This window comes from Nitratireductor luteus, from assembly GCF_026162365.1.
GTDB lineage: Bacteria > Pseudomonadota > Alphaproteobacteria > Rhizobiales > Rhizobiaceae > Chelativorans > Chelativorans luteus.
The window spans coordinates 1-18,505 of sequence record NZ_JAOANW010000025.1 but is presented as its reverse complement, the minus strand read 5'-3'; the positions used below and the strand labels follow the sequence as shown (position 1 = coordinate 18,505).

Annotated in this window: 16 protein-coding genes and 1 pseudogene; 8 read left to right on the top strand and 9 right to left on the bottom strand. The window is 62.2% G+C overall.

What is annotated here, in order from left to right; translation table 11 throughout:
* Positions 1-106 precede the first annotated feature (106 nt).
* The 3 genes from N1058_RS23230 to araD are packed head-to-tail and all read right to left on the bottom strand — an operon-like array spanning position 107 to position 2,873.
* Positions 107-820: a ribonuclease activity regulator RraA gene (locus N1058_RS23230; protein WP_265519967.1), complete on the bottom strand. Its 714-nt coding sequence runs from the start codon at positions 818-820 to the stop codon at positions 107-109.
* Positions 817-1,128 carry a dihydrodipicolinate synthase family protein gene (locus N1058_RS23225; protein WP_265519966.1) on the bottom strand — a complete coding sequence of 104 codons (312 nt, stop codon included), beginning with the start codon at positions 1,126-1,128 and terminating at the stop codon, positions 817-819. Before N1058_RS23225 ends, N1058_RS23230 begins: the two co-directional genes overlap by 4 nt.
* Entirely contained in the window at positions 1,128-2,873 is a 1,746-nt protein-coding gene (gene araD / locus N1058_RS23220; protein WP_265519965.1) for an L-arabinonate dehydratase, read from the bottom strand. Before araD ends, N1058_RS23225 begins: the two co-directional genes overlap by 1 nt.
* 237 nt (positions 2,874-3,110) lie before the next feature.
* Between araD and N1058_RS23215 the strand changes: the two genes are divergently transcribed.
* The 4 genes from N1058_RS23215 (at position 3,111) to N1058_RS23200 (ending at position 7,259) form a co-directional block, all read left to right on the top strand.
* Positions 3,111-4,157, top strand: a complete 1,047-nt coding sequence (locus N1058_RS23215; RefSeq protein ID WP_265519964.1) for a type 2 periplasmic-binding domain-containing protein — start codon at positions 3,111-3,113, stop codon at positions 4,155-4,157.
* 77 nt (positions 4,158-4,234) lie between these two features.
* Entirely contained in the window at positions 4,235-4,654 is a 420-nt protein-coding gene (locus N1058_RS23210) for a tripartite tricarboxylate transporter TctB family protein (protein WP_265519963.1), read from the top strand.
* Positions 4,655-4,666: 12 nt separating this feature from the next.
* Positions 4,667-6,190 carry a tripartite tricarboxylate transporter permease gene (locus N1058_RS23205; RefSeq protein WP_265519962.1) on the top strand — a complete coding sequence of 508 codons (1,524 nt, stop codon included), beginning with the start codon at positions 4,667-4,669 and terminating at the stop codon, positions 6,188-6,190.
* A 34-nt stretch (positions 6,191-6,224) separates the two neighbouring features.
* Positions 6,225-7,259 carry a LacI family DNA-binding transcriptional regulator gene (locus N1058_RS23200; protein WP_265519961.1) on the top strand — a complete coding sequence of 345 codons (1,035 nt, stop codon included), beginning with the start codon at positions 6,225-6,227 and terminating at the stop codon, positions 7,257-7,259.
* A gap of 197 nt (positions 7,260-7,456) precedes the next feature.
* On the opposite strand, the pseudogene N1058_RS23195 reads toward N1058_RS23200, so the two are convergent.
* From N1058_RS23195 to N1058_RS23175, 5 genes and pseudogenes are all read right to left on the bottom strand, one after another.
* Positions 7,457-8,494, bottom strand: a pseudogene (locus N1058_RS23195) (ABC transporter permease).
* Between the two features lie 13 nt (positions 8,495-8,507).
* Entirely contained in the window at positions 8,508-10,001 is a 1,494-nt protein-coding gene (locus tag N1058_RS23190; protein WP_265519960.1) for a sugar ABC transporter ATP-binding protein, read from the bottom strand.
* Between the two features lie 106 nt (positions 10,002-10,107).
* Positions 10,108-11,055 carry a sugar-binding protein gene (locus N1058_RS23185; protein WP_265519959.1) on the bottom strand — a complete coding sequence of 316 codons (948 nt, stop codon included), beginning with the start codon at positions 11,053-11,055 and terminating at the stop codon, positions 10,108-10,110.
* Positions 11,056-11,288: 233 nt separating this feature from the next.
* Positions 11,289-12,281 carry a substrate-binding domain-containing protein gene (locus tag N1058_RS23180; RefSeq protein WP_420848037.1) on the bottom strand — a complete coding sequence of 331 codons (993 nt, stop codon included), beginning with the start codon at positions 12,279-12,281 and terminating at the stop codon, positions 11,289-11,291.
* A 43-nt stretch (positions 12,282-12,324) separates the two neighbouring features.
* A complete protein-coding gene (locus N1058_RS23175; protein WP_265519958.1) occupies positions 12,325-13,305 on the bottom strand; it encodes an NAD-dependent epimerase/dehydratase family protein in 981 nt (326 codons plus the stop codon).
* Positions 13,306-13,379: 74 nt separating this feature from the next.
* On the opposite strand from N1058_RS23175, the gene N1058_RS23170 reads away from it, so the two are divergent.
* The 3 genes from N1058_RS23170 to N1058_RS23160 all read left to right on the top strand — a co-directional run bounded on the left by N1058_RS23170 (position 13,380) and on the right by N1058_RS23160 (position 16,285).
* Entirely contained in the window at positions 13,380-14,153 is a 774-nt protein-coding gene (locus tag N1058_RS23170; protein ID WP_420848038.1) for an ATP-binding cassette domain-containing protein, read from the top strand.
* 11 nt (positions 14,154-14,164) lie between these two features.
* Positions 14,165-15,163: an ABC transporter permease gene (locus N1058_RS23165; protein WP_265519956.1), complete on the top strand. Its 999-nt coding sequence runs from the start codon at positions 14,165-14,167 to the stop codon at positions 15,161-15,163.
* An 81-nt stretch (positions 15,164-15,244) separates the two neighbouring features.
* The gene (locus tag N1058_RS23160; protein WP_265519955.1) at positions 15,245-16,285 is read left to right on the top strand and encodes a LacI family DNA-binding transcriptional regulator; all 1,041 of its coding nucleotides are present in this window, start codon (positions 15,245-15,247) and stop codon (positions 16,283-16,285) included.
* A 147-nt stretch (positions 16,286-16,432) separates the two neighbouring features.
* Here the strand turns inward: N1058_RS23160 and N1058_RS23155 are convergent, their stop codons facing one another.
* Positions 16,433-16,963: a dihydrofolate reductase family protein gene (locus tag N1058_RS23155; RefSeq protein ID WP_265519954.1), complete on the bottom strand. Its 531-nt coding sequence runs from the start codon at positions 16,961-16,963 to the stop codon at positions 16,433-16,435.
* 603 nt (positions 16,964-17,566) lie between these two features.
* On the opposite strand from N1058_RS23155, the gene N1058_RS23150 reads away from it, so the two are divergent.
* Positions 17,567-18,145 (top strand): HPF/RaiA family ribosome-associated protein, encoded by a 579-nt coding sequence (locus tag N1058_RS23150; protein ID WP_265519953.1) that lies wholly within the window; start codon positions 17,567-17,569, stop codon positions 18,143-18,145.
* Positions 18,146-18,505 lie beyond the last annotated feature (360 nt).

Below are 18,505 nucleotides of genomic sequence, written 5' to 3'. Positions count from 1 at the left end.
CCGACACCTATTCGCCTGCGATCAGCTGCTCGCCGTGCGGATGAAGGGTCATGTCGTGTCCTCGCAGGTTTTCGCGATGTTGCCGGATGGCTGCTCAGCGGCCGGTCTACTTGCGCCACTCATTGTACTTCGTTAGGTTCTCGTCTTTCGTCCCCGGATAGAGGCCAATGATGCCAGCGCCGTCGAGGACCTGCTCCAGCACGAAGTCCTCGTAGCTCTCCATGCCCGTGCACTCCTCGGCGATTTCGTCGGCGAGATGCGCCGGTACGACCATCACGCCATCCTTGTCGCCGACGAGAACGTCGCCCGGGAAAACTGCTGCGTCGCCACAGGCGATCGGCACGTTGATGTCGAGCGCCTCGTGCAGGGTCAGGTTCGTCGGAGCTGACGGATTGGCGCAGTAGGCCGGCATGTCGAGCTTTCCGATGCTGTCGCAGTCGCGATACCCGCCGTCCGACACAATCCCTGCTGCGCCTCGAAGCGCGAGTCGGGTCACCAGGATGGATCCGGCCGTCGCTGCGCGGGAATCCTTGCGCGCATCCATGACGAGGACATGGCCTGGCGGGCAGGTCTCGATGGCGACACGCTGCGGATGATCGGGATCGCGGAAGACGGTGAGCGGATTGCGGTCCTCGCGGGCCGGAATGTAGCGCAGCGTGAACGCCTGGCCGACCATGTTCTCATCCTTCGGTGCAACCGGACGCACTCCCTGGATGAACTGGTTGCGCAGACCGCGCTTGTAGAGCGCCGTGGCGATCGACGCGGTGGAGATCTTCTTGAATTTGGCGCGGGTCTCGTCGGAGAGGGGATAGTCGGTCATGGCAGCTCCATCTGTGAAAGGCCGTTCTTGTTGAGAAATGCTTCGAGCCGGGATTGCTGGCTGTCGAGCACCGGCGCGCGACCGCCAACCATGGAGACGTCCTCCCTTGGCATGGTGCAGGCCTCGTCGGTCGTCAGCGTGTAGAATTCATCGGTGTTGCCATTAACGACTGGCATATGCACTCCTGCAGCAAGCGCCCGGTCTATAATTGGAGCAAGCTTGTCCGGTGCAACATCACCGCTCGAGTCGTAGGGCGTGACGAGAATTCCTGAGATGCTGGTGAGGGCCTTGTCGAGATCATGTTTCATCAAAAGATGTCCGGTTCGCCGGCGGATCTGCCGAAACCGCATTCAAGGAAATCGAAATCGCAGCCCTTGTCGGCTTGCGTGACGTGTCTGGAGAACATGTAGCCCCAACCCCGTTCGAAGCGTGGCTTCGGAGCCTTCCAGGCTGTTCGCCGACGTTCGAGTTCCGCCTCGTCCACCACCATGTCCAACCGGCGATTGGGGAGGTCGAGCCTCACCGTATCGCCGGTGCGGAGCAGGGCGAGCGGCCCGCCGACGAAGCTTTCGGGAGCCACGTGCAGGACGCAGGCACCATAGGACGTGCCCGACATCCGCGCGTCCGAGATGCGCAGCATGTCTCGGTAACCCTGTTTTATAAGCGCTTTCGGGATGGGCAGCATGCCCCATTCCGGGAAACCGGGGCCGCCCTGCGGGCCTGCATTGCGCAGTACGAGCACGTGGTCGGGCGTCACGTCCAGATTCTCGTCGTCGATCGCCTTCTTCATTTCGGGATAGCTGTCGAAGACGAGTGCAGGGCCCTCATGCACGTGAAACCTGGGATCGCAGGCCGCCGGCTTGATGACCGCGCCGTCGGGACAGAGATTTCCGCGCAGGAGCGCCAGCGATCCTTCCTTGTAGACGGGGTTGGACAATGGCCTGATGACGTCGTCGTTATAGACTTCGGCTCCTTCGAGGTTCTCGCCCACGGTCCTGCCTGTGACGGTCATGCAAGACGTGTCCAGCTGCTCCTCGATCTGCTTCATCAGCGCGCGCAGGCCGCCGGCATAGAAGAAATCCTCCATCAGATAATCTTTTCCGGCCGGCCGGACATTTGCGATAAGCGGCGTGTTGCGGCCGAGCTCGTCGAGGTCGTCCAGCGTGAAATCGACGCCCGCCCGGCGCGCCATGGCGATGAGATGCACGACGGCATTGGTCGAGCAGCCGGTAGCCATGGCGACGATTGCGGCATTGCGGATGGCGGCATCCGTAATGATCTTGTCCGGCGTCAGGTCTTCCCAGACCATGTCGACGATGCGGCGCCCGCAGTCGCTTGCCATGCGCGGATGGCCCGAGTCGGCGGCCGGGATGGAGGAGGCGCCGGGAAGCGTTAGGCCCAGCGCATCGGTTATGGCGGTCATCGTCGACGCGGTGCCCATCGTCATGCAGGTGCCGACCGAGCGCGCGATGCCACCCTGGATGCCGCGCCATTCCTCATCGGTGATGTTGCCGGCGCGTCGCTCGTCCCAAAACTTCCATGCATCGGAGCCCGAGCCGAGGATCCGCCCGGCATAGTGGCCGCGCAGCATCGGCCCAGCCGGCAGGTAAATGAAGGGAACGCCTGCCGTGGTCGCGCCCATGACGAGACCCGGTGTTGTTTTGTCGCAACCGCCGAGCAACACCACGCCGTCGAGCGGATGCGAGCGGATCACTTCTTCCGTCTCCATCGCCAGCATGTTGCGGTAGAGCATGGAGGTCGGCTTGGTGAAGCTTTCGTCGACGGAGAGGGCCGGCATCTCGACGGCAAAGCCACCCGACTGGAGCACGCCCCGGCGCACGTTTTCGACGCGCTCGGGAAAGTGTCCGTGGCACGAGTTCAGTTCGGACCAGGTGTTGAGAATGCCGATAATCGGCCTGTCGCGGAAATCCGCTTCCGAATAGCCGAGCTGCATCATGCGGGAGCGATGGCCGAAGGAGCGCAGATCGTCGGGCCCGAACCAGCGGGCGCTGCGCAGCTCTTCCGGTGTTTTCCGTTTCGCTATGTTGCTCATCGTCTCCCCATGGCCTCCCCATGTGATGTGGCGACATGTATGCGCATACACAATTTCATGTCAACACAGCGGAAATCCGCTATATCGTGCTATTGCGGTATGGCAACGCATTGGTATTGACAATCTCATGCGAAGAATGCCACCTAATGTATGCGCATACATTGATCCGCATGTGCCGGCTCTTGCGGCCGAAATTTCAAAGCCTGACCGCTGGTCGGGCAGAACGGGAGGAGTTCCATGACTTTCACTCGCAGGCTTGTCCTTGCGGTGGTCGGCGCGACGGCGCTCACCGCAACATCCTTCGCAGCGACGGCCCAAGAACTGCCGCGCAATGTGCGTCTCGTAATCGGTTCGACGTCGACCGGTGGCGATACCTATCAGAACTCGGCGATCGTGGCTGGTGCGCTGTCCGAGAAGCTTGGCATCAACATCAAAGTGGATGCGGTCGGCGCGACCGAGGCCTTCAAGGCGCTCGAGCGCGACAGCCGCGGCACAACGCTGATGATCTTCCACGACCAGTCCTATCTGGGCAATCTTTACGGCGTCCAGGGTTACGAGGATCCATTTGCGAGCTACAAGATCGGTCCGACCGTCGCGATCAACCCGGGGAACGCCTACCTCGTTCCCAAGGGCTCGAAATACGGATCGATGGAAGACATCCTTGCTGCGGCTGAGGCCGGTGAGAAGGTGCGCGTCGCCATTCAGCCGGGTGGTGTGTCCGAGATCGGGTTCTCGGCCATGAAGAACGCAGCAAAACTGCGGTCACCCGGTTCCGAGGAGAACATCGTTGCGGTCAACACCGGCTCGCAGTCGGACAAGAACCAGGCGATGTGGGACGATCTTGCCGACGTCATCAACGGTTCGATCCAGGCGAACGAGCAGTTCACTCAACTTCCTGAAGACGACCGGAAGGCGATGGAGTTCGTGTGGATAACGGCGCGTCCAGCGACTCTCGAACAGGCTCCGGCGCAGGGCATGGGCGATACGACGCGAGACGAGATGCTTCAGTACGCGTCGCCGCAAACCAGCGTGCCGCTGATGGAGGGAGAGGACTTTACTTTCGACAAGGAGTTTTTCTTCCTCTACAACTTGGAGATGGACGACGCCATCGTGGAGCAGATCGACACGGCGCTGGCCGAGATCTTCGAAGAGGGCGAAATCCAGAACCGCCAAAAGGAAGCGTTCTTCATTCCGAACTTCCTGCCTTCCGATGAAGCGCGGGCGCATCTCGAGGCGAAGCGCGACACGTACAGGAACGTGATCGCCGAAATCACGACCAACTGAGCGATTGACCAACATGAAAGCAGGGATGCGGCCGGCCATGGCCGCATCCCTGTCGACCGAGCCGTGTGGAGGAGCGCATGGGTGACCTGACGAAAGTGACGGTCGATTTTGAGACGTCGCATCTCGTTTTTCCGACGATCATTGCCTGCGTCCTCACCCTGCTCGGGATAGTGATCGTTATCCGCGATCGCCGCCGCATTGCCGCGTCGGGTACGTATTGGGCAGAGGTCTTAGGCAAGATGGACAAAGTCCGGTTCTTTGGCACGATCGCGCTCACCTTGGTTTATTTCTCGCTAATGGTGCCGGTCGGCAACATCTGGCCGAACACCGGTATGGGCTTTCTCCTTTGTTCGATTCCGTTCGTCTTTCTCTCCGGCGTGCTTTTCCTGCACGACCGCGACATCCGTTCCATTCTGACCATCGGGGTTGTCGCCGTCGTGAGCCCGACGCTGGTCTGGTGGCTCTTCACCGACCTGTTCTTCCTCACGCTGCCTTGAGGCGCTGAAGCCATGGAATTCCTCGCGTTCATCACGCCGCTTTTTCTATCGCTCGTCGTTGCGGGTACGTTGGTCGGGATCGTCTTCGGCGCCATTCCCGGGATGACGGCGACCATGGCCGTCGCGGTCTGCCTGCCGCTGACCTATCCACTTGGCCTCGAGAACGGCCTTGCCTTGCTTCTCGGCCTTTACGTCGGTGGCATCTCGGGCGGGCTCGTCCCTGCGATCTTGCTCAATATTCCCGGAACGCCATCCTCGATCACGACCACATTCGACGGATACCCGATGACGCAGCGGGGAGAAGGGGAGCGAGCCCTGAAGATCGGGATCGTGTCGTCGCTCGTGGGCGGCCTTGTCTCGCTCGGCATACTGTTCCTTTTCGCGCCTGTGCTGGCGGACTTCGCGATCCGCTTCTCCTATGTCGAGAAGTTTTTGATCATCCTGTTCGCATTGAGCGTGATGGGTGCACTTTCGAACAACATGCTGATCGGCGTCTTCTCCGGCTTCCTCGGCATCTTCATCAGCCTGATTGGTACCTACGACATATCGGATGGCGGCAATGGCAAGCACCGGCTCATCCCGCCCGGGCTGGAATACTGGTTGGAGAGCGGTTTTTCCCTCCTGCCGGTGCTAATCGCCTTATTCGGCCTGACCGCCATTCTGTACGAGGCAGAAATCGGCATTCCGCGCGGATTGTCCCGAGACCAGGTCAAGATCGGCGACTCCTCGCGGTTCTCGTTCTCCGTCTTCAGGGGGCAGATCGTCAATCTCATCCGCTCCTCGGGCATCGGGACCTTCGTCGGCATTCTGCCCGGAGTCGGCGGATCGGCAGCGTCTATCCTGTCCTACACCAGCGCAAAGACGTTCTCGAAGCACCCGGAGCGATTCGGCAAGGGGGAGCCGGCGGGAATTATCGCGTCAGAATCGGGTAACAACGGCCTTACCGGCGGTGCGCTCGTGCCACTGCTTTCCCTTGGCATCCCAGGCGATTCAACCACAGCATTGCTGATCGGGGCCTTCACGCTCCAGGGCATCCAGGTCGGCCCGCTCTTCATCGGCAACAATCCGGATACCTGGAACGCCATGATCTTCGCGATGATGATCGCGAACGTCGCGATGTTCGTCATGATGTTCTTCGCGATCCGCTATGTTGCACTCATCGTCACGGTGCCGAAGCACATCCTCTTCCCGGTCATACTGATGATGTGCGTAATCGGTGCCTACACGATCAATTACGGGATCATGTTCGACGTATGGACGCTAGCTATATTCGGTCTCTTTGGCTGGATCGCCTTGCATATGCGCATCGAGATTGCGCCATTCATCATCGGCTTCATCTTGGGACCATCGGCAGAGGTTTACTTCGTCAAGAGCATTGAATCCTTCGGCGACCTTTCCGTCTTCGTGACAAAGAGCTGGATTGCGGTCGTCTTATGGGTGCTCATCATCGGCTCGATCGCAATGTCGGCCCTCATTTCGAGAATGGCAAGAGACAGTCGAGAAAGTCTGGCCGCAGGGGCGTCTGACCCTGTATGAACCAAAAACGCATTGTCTGGAGGTACGGAAGCGTATGGGGGAATTGAAGCCGCATCAGCACGGCACCCGCCGCCCGGCCGGACGGGTGACCATGGAGACGGTCGGGCGCATCGCCGGCGTGTCCCAGGTAACCGTGTCGCGTGCGCTCAGCGATCCTTCGAAGGTTTCCGGCGAGACGCTGAGGCGGATCAATGAGGCTATCGAACAGACCGGATTCGTGCCGAACGCGATTGCTGGGGCGCTGGCCTCGCAGCGCAGCCGACTCATTACCGCGCTCGTCCCGTCCATCACGAACGTCGTCTACTCGTCATTCGTAAAAACCTTTGGAGACAGGCTTCGTGATGCTGGATACCAAATCCTTTTGTCGGAAACCGGCTTCGACCTGAAGCAGGAAGAAAAGGTCATCGAGACCCATCTTTCGCGACGTCCGGACGCAATCATGTTGACGGGCATTCGGCACACGGCGCGTGCGCGCCGGATGCTGCTCGGCGCCGACATCCCCGTCGTCGAGGTATGGGACGTCACCGACACACCAATAGAGATGTGTGTGGGTTTCTCTCACGCCGAAGCCGGCCGCGCAGTGGCGGATTTCGCGCGGCAAAACGGGTTCGAGCGTGCAGGCACGGTTACGGCCAATGACGAGCGCGCACACCGTCGCCGCGATGCCTTCGCCAAACGGTTCACGGAGCTTGGCGGGCAACAGATCGCCGAGCACAATTGCGCTGGTCCCGCGAGCATAGCCGCCGGTCGCGATGCGCTCTCCGTTCTGCTTGACGAAAAGGGCTTTGGCACCGGCGTGATTTTTTGCAGTTCAGACGCCTTGGCGCAGGGTGTCATGATCGAGGCGCAAAAGCGCGCCATTTCGATACCGCGCGACTTAGCGATTATCGGCTTCGGCGACCAAGAGTTCGCCGCTCACTTGGAGCCCGCCTTGACGACGGTACACGTCGATCGCGACCAGCTTGGTCAGCGGGCGGCCGATGCGATCCTCGGCCGGTTCGACGGCGGTGCTCCGACGGAGAACATCGTGGACATCGGCTTTGAGATCGTTGCCCGCATGTCCACCTGAATCCGCGCTATGGTCGCGGTACGGGTCGACGAGGCCCGTCGCCTGATCGCGCGGCAACGAACTTGTTCAACCACTGCATTCGGCTCGGGCTTGGCGGAAACTGGGGCGATGCGCACCGTCATGCGCTGAGTGGGCGAGCTGGCCGGACTGCTCGCAACAAAGACTGGTCCGAATCCGTCTGACAGCACCGTTTGACGTTACGCTTGCGTCTCCGCGGGATCCTTCCGGTTTGCACTCAGGGATGCACCTTCAGAATGCCCAAAAAAGGATGATACCATTTTCGCCTGGCGCCTTCGGTCGCGATATTTGGAGATCTGGTTATCGGCTAGAACTCCGATCAGGATGACGCTGCCCATCACGGCGAAGTTCAGCGAGGACGGTATCCCCAAGAGGTTGACCAGGTTCTGGAGGACCTGAAGCAGGATCACGCCCAAGACGACCCCGATGATGGACCCCTCCCCACCGCGCAGTGAAAAGCCGCCCAGAACAGCTGCGGCGATCGCGTAGAGCTCATAGAAATTTCCGTGCGAGGCCGGGTGGACGGAGCGCGTGTACATGGCGAAGAAGACCGCCGAGATGCCGGTCAGCACGAGGCAGATCACATAGGCGGCGATGATCGTCCTGCCCGTGTTGATGCCGGCGAAGCGCGCGGCCTCCTCGTTCTTGCCGACCGCGAAGAGGTGTCGCCCGAACACGGTCCTGTGCATGACGAACCAGGCGACTGCAGCGATGGCTGCAAACGCGAGGATGGAGTGCGGCACACCGCCCGTGCGGCCGGTGATCACCCAGGTAAGTTCCGGAAAATTGTCGCCGAAGGAGAAGCCCGCGGTCGCGTCCGCCGTATAGAAGCGGGCGATCCCGCGATAGATGAGAAGGCCACACAGCGTGACCACGAAAGGCTGCAGCCGCATGCGCGTGACGAGCCAGCCGTGTATGCCGCCGAGAACGCCGCCGATGGCGAGCACGATGAGGAAGGCGAGCGGTCAGGGGACACCCTGGTTGATGATGAGGTCGACGAAGATGACGCCCATGAGCGCAATCACCGACCCGACGGACAGCTCGATGCCGGCCGTCACGATGACGAAAGCCTCGGCGATGGAGAAGATGCCGAAGAGGCCGATCAGATTCGCCGTGTTTGCCAGGTTCACCGGCGACAGGAACCGCGGATTGATCATCGCGACGACCCCGCCCACGACGAGGATCAGCACCGCCAGCCCCAGATCCTTCTTGTGCATTACTCGTCCCCTTTCAGCTTACCGCGAGACTCAAGATCCGGCGCTCCGTCAATTCGTCCGACGACAGGATACCGGCGATATCGCCTCCGCACATCACGGCGACCCGGTCCGACACGCCGATCACCTCCTCCATGTCGCTGGAGATCATCAGGATGCCGACGCCCTCGTCCGCAAGCGCCTGGAGCAGGCGATAAACCTCCGCCTTGGCGCCGACGTCGATGCCCCTGGTCGGTTCGTCGACGATCAGAAGCTTCGGCTGCATCGCCAGCCATTTGGCCAGCACGACCTTCTGCTGGTTGCCCCCCGAAAGCTCGGCGGCGACGCCGCGCATAGACGATGTCTTGATCCCCAGCGGGTTGCGGGCGGTTTCCGCCAACGCCAGCTCCCGTGACTGGATGACCGTTCCCGCGCGGGACAGAGCCCCGAGGCTTGGCAGCGCGATGTTGCTGACCAGGGAGAAATCGAGATGCAGGCCCTGGCCCTTCCGGTCCTCCGGCACCAGGCACATGCCACCCGCAATCGCCGCTGCCACGGACATCGGAGGCAGCAATGCGCCGTCGAGCCGCACCTCGCCGTGGATGACCGGATCGATGCCGAAGGCAGCGCGTGCAAGTTCCGTGCGGCCGGCGCCTACCAACCCGGCAAGGCCGACGATCTCGCCCTTGTGGACGGTGAGATTGGCGCGCGCCCTCGGGAACGCACGCGTGCCGACGTTCCTCAGCTCCAGAACCGGCGCCTGTCGCTCATGCCTCCGCTTTTCGTAGAACTGGTTGAGGTCGCGGCCGATCATCATGCCGATCATGCTGTCGCGCCGGATCTCGCCGCCGGCGAGCTCGCCGGCGTTGCGCCCGTCGCGCAGGACGCTCACCCGATCGGCGATCGCCTCGACCTCGTTGAGACGGTGGCTGATGAACAGTACGGCTACGCCGCGCGAGCTCAGCCCGCGGATGACGTCGAGCAGCCGGTTCGTCTCGGACAAGGTAAGGCTGGACGTCGGCTCGTCCATGATCACGAGCCGCGCATCGATGGACAGGGCGCGCGCGATCTCCAGCAGCTGCTGCTCGGCGAGCGACAGGTCCGAAACCGGGTCGTGAGGGCCGAAGGGGGCTGCGAGCACATCCAGGATCGGCTGAACCGCCCTCGCCATCGCCTTCCGGTCCAGCGTCCGGAACGGCCCCGTGGCGATCTCCCGGCCGAGCAGGATGTTTGCCGCAACATCCAGATTGGTGAACGGATTGAGCTCCTGGTGGACGAAGGCGATGCCCCTTGCCATTGCCTCGGCGGGCGTCAGCCTGGCGAAGCACTCTCCGTTTATCGCGATCGTGCCTCCGTTTGGCGCGATGCCTCCGCCGAGCACCTTCATGAGGGTGGACTTGCCGGCGCCGTTTTCACCGATCAGACCCAGCACCTCGCCCGCCAGGATACGAAGATCGACACCGGCGAGGGCGACGACGCCCGGATAGAACTTCGAAATCCCCGATAGGCTGATGGCGAAACCTGAAGTCATCGTGGTTGCATCGCTCCTAGCGGATATTGGTGTCGCCTGGCACAGTGAAACCGTGCGGGCCCGCCGCAAAGCGCTCCCGCACGGCTCCAGGCGACGGGAGGCCCGCCTATTTGCCGATCCGCTCCCGCAGCTCGGCCTCGAAAGCGTCTACGCTCGACTTCTCGATCACCTTTGTCGGAACGATGATCAATCCGTCGGCGGGAACGCCCGATTTGTCGCCTTCCAGATAGGCCGCTATCAGCTTCATGCCCTGATAGCCCCACTGATAGGGGTCCTGCACCACCGTGCCGGCAAAATGGCCCGCCCGCACGGCACCGAGTGTCACCGGGTCCTCATCGAAGGCGATGACCGTTATACTGTCCAACTTACCCGCCGCCTGCAGCGCCTCGTAGATCATCGGCGGATTGTAGGAATAGAACCCGACCATGCAGTCGACCTCCGGATTGCCCACGAGCACGTCGTCGACATTGGCCCGCGCCCGCGCGAAATCGACGTCATCGGCGCGCACGTCAACCAGCGTGATCCCGTGTCCCTCCACCGCCTGGCGGAAGCCGGCGATGCGTTCGACCGCATTGTCGGCCCCGAGGAAGCCCACGAACCCCATGCAGGTTCCGCCGTTGGGCAGGGCCTTCACGGCGAGTTCCCCCGCCTGCACGCCGGCCGCCGTATTGGACGAGCCGATATAGGCGATGCGGTTGCTCTGCGGGGCGTCGCTATCGGTGGTGAACAGCGGCACCTGGGCGGCGATGCGGTTGAATGCGTCGATGGAGGTCTTCGGGTCCACCGACGAGATCATGATGGCGTCGGTCCCGGCCGCGACGAGATCGTCCATCAATGCATTCTGCAGCGCCGCCGTCCCCTGCGCGGGATAGCGGAACTGCAACGCGTGGCCCGGAAGCTCCTTCTGCGCGGCATTCATGCCGGCCTCGGCGAGCTTCCAGAAATCCGAAGCTGCATTCACCACGAAAGCGAGCTGCGGCTTGTCCTGGGCGTAAACGCCCGTGCTGAGCACCGACGCAAGCGCGATGGCCCCAAAAAACTGTGCGGTCTTCATGATTCCTCCCTTCGATTAGCAGCAGACACCGGCCTCCTCCAGCGCCTTATCAAGTCATGTTTAGCTAATATAATCAAGAAGAAATTATCAAGCAGGTCTTTGGCGGGACGGCACTGAATGTCGGTGTGTTTCCGGCGGAAATGGCGGAGGCCTGAACCCGGCCGCGTTGCCCGGGGCCAATGAAAAAAGCCGGGCCGCAAGCGGCCCGGCTTGGGATCATGCTCCAGCCGCGATCAATTCTCGGCGCAGAAGCCCGGATCTTCCTGGTTGCACACGTCCAGGCCGGTGTAGAGCGGGTCTTCGACTTCTTCGCCGTTGATGAGTTGGATCATCACGTCAGGGGCGCGGTAGCCCATCTCGAACGGGCGCTGTCCGACCTGGGCATGGCTCCGGCCTTCGCGGAAGGCCTTGGTCTGCGGAGGCAGCGTGTCGCCCGCGATGATGATGAGTTCCTTGGCCTTCAACTTGTCCATCACCTGGTCGGTCACCTGGGCGTAGGCCTGTGGCGCGAACTGCGCCCAGCCGCCCACCAGGATGAAGGCATCAAGGTCCGGATTGGCGGTGAAGGTGTCGGCCATCTGCTGGTTGGCGAGGTCGGCCTGGTCGTTGGTGAAGACCGGGCATCCCTCGATTTCCGTCCAGCCGTTCTGGCCGGTCAGGCGGTCGACGTTCTCCTCGCCGGCGATCGTGTCGCGGAAACCCTGGGCACGGGCGTTGATGTTGTCGGCTGCGACGTTACCGAGCTGCAGGCAGACCGTGCCGCCCTCCGGCTTGAGCTTCACCGTCTCCTCGGCCATCTTCACGCCCATCAGGTAGTTGTCCGTGCCGAGATAGGTGGCCCGCAGGTCCCGGTCCTTCTCGAGGAAATCGGCGTCGATCGTCATGACCGGGACATCCGGCTTGATCTTGCCGATCAGGTTTGCCATGGCCGGAGCATTGGACGGCGAGATGGCGATCGCCGCCATGCCGCGGGTCAGGAGGTCGTCGACGATCTGCACCTCGCCGGCCTCGTCCGCCGAAGAGGCGGGGCCGGTGTAGAGGCATTCGTACTTGCTGTCCGGGTTTTCCGCCATCCACTTCTGGCATCCAAGGTTGATCTGCTCGAAGAAGGGGTTGTCGAGCCCCTTCACGACGATTGCCAGCGTCTCCTTGTCCTGGGCCTGGGCCATGCCGCCGACCAGCGCGAACAGCGCGGCGGCATAGGCCAATCTTTTGATCTTGATCATCTTTTCTCCTCCCTTTGGGGCTCCTGACATCGGCCCCGGGCGCTCAGCCCGGGTACCACACTTTGCGCGGGTCATCCTCCGCCCGCACATAGTTCCATGCGTCCTCGATCAGCGCCTTGACATCGTAACGAGGCCGCCAACCGAGCCTCAGCCGGGCCTTGGCATTGTCCAGCCAGTTGCTGAAGAAGCGCGTGCGGATCTCGACCGGCGCATATCCGCGCGTCGCCTGCAGATATCCGGCGACACGGCTATAATCGACGGGTTCATCCATCGCGACGTTGAGGAGTTGTTGCGTGGCAGCCGGATTATCGAGCGCAGCCAAAACCGCGCTCACGACATCGAAGACGTGGACGAAGTTCCGCTTCAGCGGCGCGCCGGCATCGTCCAGCATCAAGGGTACGGCCCGCTGCCGCGACAGGCGCGCGACGTCCTCCTTGGGCATGAGTTCGGTCCAGGGCGGACCGCCGAACTGGTTCTCGCCGAAGGTCAGCGCGTAGCGGAAGTCGTCCTTCTCCATGATCCAGGGTGCCCGCAGGCAGCAGCCGTTGATCCCGTACTGGATCTGGTACTGCTCGAGCATGACCTCCTCGATGACTTTCGTCAGCGCATAGCAGCCGGGATAGGCCCGGCGTGGCGAGTCTTCGGTCACCGGACTGTCGTAGCGATGGAAGATGTGGCCGACGGAGCAGTCGCCGCCGATCAGGATGAACTGGCGCGCGGTTGGAGATGCGCGAAACGCCTCGAGCAGATGGAACATGCCTTTCACGCCGACATCCATGGCAAGTTCGGGCGTTTCCTTGACCGCTGCCATGTGCACCACATGGGTGATGCCCGACATCGCCGCCTCCACGCTGCCACGGTCTGACAGCGAGCCGTGGATCACGCTTACCCGGGGCGCGGCGGGAAGACCGCGATTGTGGCAGAGGGCCGCGACCTGCCACTCCGCAAACCGGTGCTCGCTCAGAAAGGCCGGGAGGAAGTGCGAGCCAACCTTGCCCGCCGCTCCAGTTATAAGCAGCTTCATAAATCTCCTCCCTAGCTTGCAATGATAATATTTACTAATAGAGGTTCGTCAACTATTTCTGGGATGTCACGAGCCTGACGTCAGGATGCGAGGGAGGAGGAGCCGTGGTTGAGAGGCTGAAGCTGACCGGAATCAGCAAACATTTCGGCGCGATACGCGCGCTCCACGACGTATCGCTTTCGGTCCGCGAAGGGGAGGTGCTGGGCCTGATGGGCGACAACGGCGCCGGCAAGTCGACGCTGGTGAAGATCATCGCCGGCAATTTCCGGCCCTCGAGCGGCGATATAGAACTCGATGGAGAGTCCCGCGACTTCCATCACCCGAAGGATGCGCAGAGAGCCGGCATCGAGATCGTCTACCAGGATCTCGCGCTTTGCGACAACCTCACCGCAGCCTCCAATGTCTATCTGGGGCGCGAACTCAGGCGCAGCCTCGGACCCCTGCGCATCATCGACTACGGGAGGATGCACCGGCGCGCCGGCGAGTTGTTCGCACTGTTGAAGTCCGAGACCCGCCCGCGCGATCTCGTGCGCAAGATGTCAGGCGGCCAGCGCCAAGCGGTTGCCATTGCCAGGACGCTGCTGGCGGATGCCAAGGTCGTCCTGATGGACGAGCCGACCGCAGCCATTTCGGTGCGGCAGGTGGCCGAGGTGCTTGAACTGATCCGGCGTCTGCGGGACCGCGGCATTTCGGTGATCCTGATCAGCCATCGCACGCCGGATGTTTTCGGCGTCTCTGACCGGATCGCCGTGCTGCGGCGCGGAGAGCTTGTCGCCTGCAAGCCCACCGCCAACAGCTCGCCGGAGGAGGTGACCGGCCTGATCACGGGCGCGATCGAGGCTGCATGAAGGGAAGATCAATGACAACGACACTCGAACAAGCAATCGGACAGAGCCAGCATCGCTCGGTGCTTTCGCGCATCATGAGCCTTCAGGTCTTCTGGATTTTCCTTGCGGCGGTCCTTGCCTGCGGGGCCTTGTCTGTGCTTACCGATACCTTCGCGACGGAGCGGAACCTGTTCAACGTCACCCGCAACTTCGCCTTCGTCGCAATCATCGCCATCGGCATGACGACGGTGATCGCTTCGGGCGGCATCGATCTCTCCGTCGGCGCATCGGTGGTGCTTTCCGCCGTCGTCGTCGGCGCGACCATGGAGGCCGGCTTTCCGCTCTGGGCGGCCGCGCTTTTCGCGATCGGCGCCGCCCTCCTGGTCGGGCTGGTCAACGGTATCCTCATCGCCTTCGTCGGCATGCCGCCCTTCGTGGTAACCCTGGGCATGCTGTCCTTCGCCCGCTCAATGGCGCTCGTCCTTTCCAACAACAAGATGATTTATGAGTTCGGGCCCGACCACGACCTGCTGCTCTGGCTGGGCGGCGGCTCGACCTTCGGCATTCCGCATCCGGTGATCGTCCTTGTCATCCTCACGGCGGTCATGAGCTTCGTCTACAATTGGACGCGCTGGGGTCAGCATGTCTTCGCCATCGGCGGCAACGAGAACGCAGCGGTCCTTACCGGCATTCCCGTGCGCGGGATGAAGGTGAGCGTTTACATGTTCTCCGCCTTCACCGCCGGTATCGCCGGCATCCTCATGGTGGGCTGGCTTGGCAGCGTCACGACCAATCTGGGGACGGCGATGGAGCTCACGGTCATTGCTGCCGCGGTGATCGGCGGCGCGAACCTCGCGGGCGGAGAAGGAACCGTGTTCGGAGCCGTCGTCGGCGCACTGCTCATAGAGGTAATCCGCAATTCGCTGATCCTGCTCGGCATCTCCACCTTCTGGCAGGGCGCCTTCATCGGCTGCTTCATCGTGATAGCCGTGGCCTTCGACCGCGTCCGCAGCTGGCGGGGTCAAGGTTGACCGCACACGGCCTGACACCGCTTGCAGCCCGCCCCGCTCAAGAGTAGCAGACGAAAGAACAAACAGGAGATTTGAGCAACCGTGGACCGCATTCTAAACAAAAAACAAGGCGGAGGCGCTCGCGCCAAACCGACGATGATGGACGTCGCCGCCAGGGCGGGTGTTTCGCAGGCGACGGTCTCGCTCGTGCTGAACGGCACTCCGGGCGTGCGGCTCAGCGATGCCACACGCGAAAGAGTGAAGCACGCCGCGGATGAACTCGGCTACAGGCTCGTCCGGCGTGGCAAGCCCGGCATGCCGGCGGACCAGACCCTCATCGCCTTCATCGCCGACGAAGTCGCGACCGATCCCTGGATGGCGCTTGCGTTCGACGGTGCCCGCGAGAAGGCGCTCGAATACGGCCTGACCATCTGCATGGCCGTGACCCGGGGTGACCCGGAGACCGAGGCGATGGTCCTCAACCAGATGGGTCGGCAGCTTCTGGGCGTTATCTACGGCACGATTCTGACGCGCCGCATGGAGCCGTTGCAGGAGTTGTTCGAGCACCGTACGGTGCTGCTTAACTGCTATGACGCCAAGCGCAGGCTACCCTCCGTCTTGCCGGGAGAACTGGTCGGTGGCCGCGTAGCGACGGAACGGCTGATCCAGGCCGGCAGACAGCGGATCGGCCTCATCAACGGACAGGAGGGTCTGGACGCCAGCCGCGACCGGCTCAAGGGCTACCGCCAGGCTCTGTCGAGCAATGACATCCCGTTCGATCCGGAACTTGCCAAATGGGGCAATTGGGAGCCCTCGTCAGGTTATGAGATGACGCGCGTCTTGATGAGCCTGGCCAATCCGCCCGACGCTATATTCTGCGCCAACGACATGATGGCAGTCGGCTGTTTCGATGCGTTACGCGAGTTGGGGCTGCAGGTACCCCGAGATGTCTCCGTCATCGGCTTCGACGACCGCGAGATCGCGCAGTTCACTCGCCCGCCGCTAACCACCATGGTGCTACCACACTACCAAATGGGCGAGATCGCCGCTGAGCTTCTGATCGATGCCGCCGGCGGCCTTCAGGTGGGGCCGACGCAAATCAAGGTGGAATGTCCGCTGGTGGAACGCGGTTCCGTCGAGTAAGCGCCGACATCGGTAGGGCTGCGACTCCCCATTCGGTCTGCCTAGCTGCCTTTATGCACGCGCCATGTCGTCGGGGTTCGCCACCAAAGCGGGCCGTTTCCGTCGCTTTGGGCCAACTTCATCGATTCCATCCGGCGAGTCGCGAGATCAAGCAGGAATGTAGGTCAACCTGATCACATCCTCGCCAACCCGATCATTAGTCATAAGGCGGAGTGGCGGCCGGGGTCCGGCGAAATATGGCTTGCCGTGACCAAGCACGACGGGGTGCAGGTAGATTCGATACTCATCGATCAGGCCAAGTTCGGTGAGGCTTTGCGCCAGATCCGGGCCAGCAACTTCGATCTCCCCGTCGCGCTCGGCCTTCAACGCGCGGATCGCGCGCTCAAGATCATCCCCAACAAGTCTGGCGTTGGGACCGACAGACTTCAACGAGCGCGAGACGACCCATTTCGGCTGATTCCGCCACGCCGCCGCGAAGGCATGTTGCTCTGCATCCCATTCAGGACGGTCCTCGTCCCAGTAGCGCATGATTTCATACATTCGGCGACCGTACACGCTCCCAGCCTGCCCCTGAGCCTCCTCGATGAAGTGGCGGAAGAGCGCGGGACTTGGCGCAAACGCCATATGGTCGACATAGCCGTCCAGGGACTGGTTCATTCCGAACACGAGCTTAGCCATACTCTCATTCTCCTCCCAAGCACCGCGCGACCGAAGCGCAATGCAATATGGTCTGCGCCAGGGCAATCAGACTTTATATGCGCCTGCCCCATCCGCCCAGAGACCGCCGGCGTGATGCCTTACACGGTGCGCGGTCGCCGCGGCTTATGCTCGTGCGCGAGCCAGACCAACTCGGGGTCGAGCACGAGCACCCGTAGCTGGCCTTCTGTGTGCGGCTCGTCAAGTTCGCCAAACCAAATCGCCACGTCGCCGCCAACAACGACCGGGCGCGCCCGCCGGCCTCGACCACGACCACCTGCATGCCGGCTGTATGGCCTGGCGCCGGGACGAGCCGGAGCCCGGGAAGCAGCACAAATTCCCCGTCGACCGGCACATACCTCACGGCGGGCGCATCGGCCCACTCGCGGATAGGGTATTCGTCCTCGTCGCTGTCCGCGTCATCGAGCTCCCGACGCCGGACGTGGATGGGCTTGCCCGCAAAGAGGTGATTGCAACCGCAATGGTCGGCGAGTTCCGGCCCGATATGCGGGAACAAGTCCGTTTTGTGCGCGTTGGAGCGACTGTACGGCGAAAAGGCGCCGGAACCGCTTGCATGAGGACAGCATGGAGATTCCGCTGCAGATTGCCTTTCACAAAGCCGAGAAATCCGACTGGGCCGAGCAGGAGATCCGGGCAAGGGTGGCAAAGTTGGAGGATCTGTATGACCGCATCATTGGCTGCCGCGTGACAGTGGACCAGCGGGCGCGGGGTGCCGAAGGCACGGTTCCACCCGTCGTCCGCATCGAGATAAGCCTCCCCGGAACATCACCTCTTGTGGTCGCTTACGAGCCGGACCGCCTGCAGTTGCGCTACCAGACCCCGGAACTCGGGAACGCCATCAACGACGCATTCGCCATTGCCGAGCACCGTCTCGCCCAATTCAAGGAGGCGCGCGAAGGGCGCAATAAGGCCGGCCACCACGACAGCCAGAACCAGTTTCTCGGGCAGGTGGCGCAGGTCTACCCTGGGGAGGATCACGGATTCCTTTTGACGAAGGAGGGCGGCTCTCTCTATTTCCACCGCAACGCCATGCTGCAAGGCGACTTCGACAAGCTGCGGCCGGGTGATGAGGTCCACTACGTGGAAGAAATAGGCGATACCGGGCCGCTGGCCACGAAGGTGAGGGTGGTGTCGTCTCGTTGATGCTGACAGACGACATCACAACGTCCACACCCGTTTTAATCTCGTTGAGCGATGACGTGGAGGACCGGTAAGCACCGGCGGTGGCGGCGAGGTGCCGGCCGCTTGCTGCGTCACCCCGCGCAGGTGCGTGACGCTCCACATAAGATCTCTCCGAACAGGCCTTCAACGCCCAATTCGGAATCATGACCGCGCTAGCTACTCAACCCTTCTCTATTCGGCGTGTTCAGGTCAATCGCTTCGAGCCTTTCCATATGCCCGGCATCGACGTCTTTCGCAGGCCCTTGCTTCTCTACGGGATCGGCGCATTGCCCTCCCAGCATAGGATCAGGAGAATGAGGCAGTCCCATCTTTTGAGCGTCC

What these genes read in the sequence shown, in the direction of transcription:
- N1058_RS23230 (WP_265519967.1), bottom strand. Translation starts at nt 820, where the DNA reads ATGACCGACTATCCCCTCTCCGACGAGACCCGCGCCAAATTCAAGAAG.
- N1058_RS23225 (WP_265519966.1), bottom strand. Translation starts at nt 1,128, where the DNA reads ATGAAACATGATCTCGACAAGGCCCTCACCAGCATCTCAGGAATTCTC.
- araD (WP_265519965.1), bottom strand. Translation starts at nt 2,873, where the DNA reads ATGAGCAACATAGCGAAACGGAAAACACCGGAAGAGCTGCGCAGCGCC.
- N1058_RS23215 (WP_265519964.1), top strand. Translation starts at nt 3,111, where the DNA reads ATGACTTTCACTCGCAGGCTTGTCCTTGCGGTGGTCGGCGCGACGGCG.
- N1058_RS23210 (WP_265519963.1), top strand. Translation starts at nt 4,235, where the DNA reads ATGGGTGACCTGACGAAAGTGACGGTCGATTTTGAGACGTCGCATCTC.
- N1058_RS23205 (WP_265519962.1), top strand. Translation starts at nt 4,667, where the DNA reads ATGGAATTCCTCGCGTTCATCACGCCGCTTTTTCTATCGCTCGTCGTT.
- N1058_RS23200 (WP_265519961.1), top strand. Translation starts at nt 6,225, where the DNA reads ATGGGGGAATTGAAGCCGCATCAGCACGGCACCCGCCGCCCGGCCGGA.
- N1058_RS23190 (WP_265519960.1), bottom strand. Translation starts at nt 10,001, where the DNA reads ATGACTTCAGGTTTCGCCATCAGCCTATCGGGGATTTCGAAGTTCTAT.
- N1058_RS23185 (WP_265519959.1), bottom strand. Translation starts at nt 11,055, where the DNA reads ATGAAGACCGCACAGTTTTTTGGGGCCATCGCGCTTGCGTCGGTGCTC.
- N1058_RS23180 (WP_420848037.1), bottom strand. Translation starts at nt 12,281, where the DNA reads ATGATCAAGATCAAAAGATTGGCCTATGCCGCCGCGCTGTTCGCGCTG.
- N1058_RS23175 (WP_265519958.1), bottom strand. Translation starts at nt 13,305, where the DNA reads ATGAAGCTGCTTATAACTGGAGCGGCGGGCAAGGTTGGCTCGCACTTC.
- N1058_RS23165 (WP_265519956.1), top strand. Translation starts at nt 14,165, where the DNA reads ATGACAACGACACTCGAACAAGCAATCGGACAGAGCCAGCATCGCTCG.
- N1058_RS23155 (WP_265519954.1), bottom strand. Translation starts at nt 16,963, where the DNA reads ATGGCTAAGCTCGTGTTCGGAATGAACCAGTCCCTGGACGGCTATGTC.
- N1058_RS23150 (WP_265519953.1), top strand. Translation starts at nt 17,567, where the DNA reads ATGGAGATTCCGCTGCAGATTGCCTTTCACAAAGCCGAGAAATCCGAC.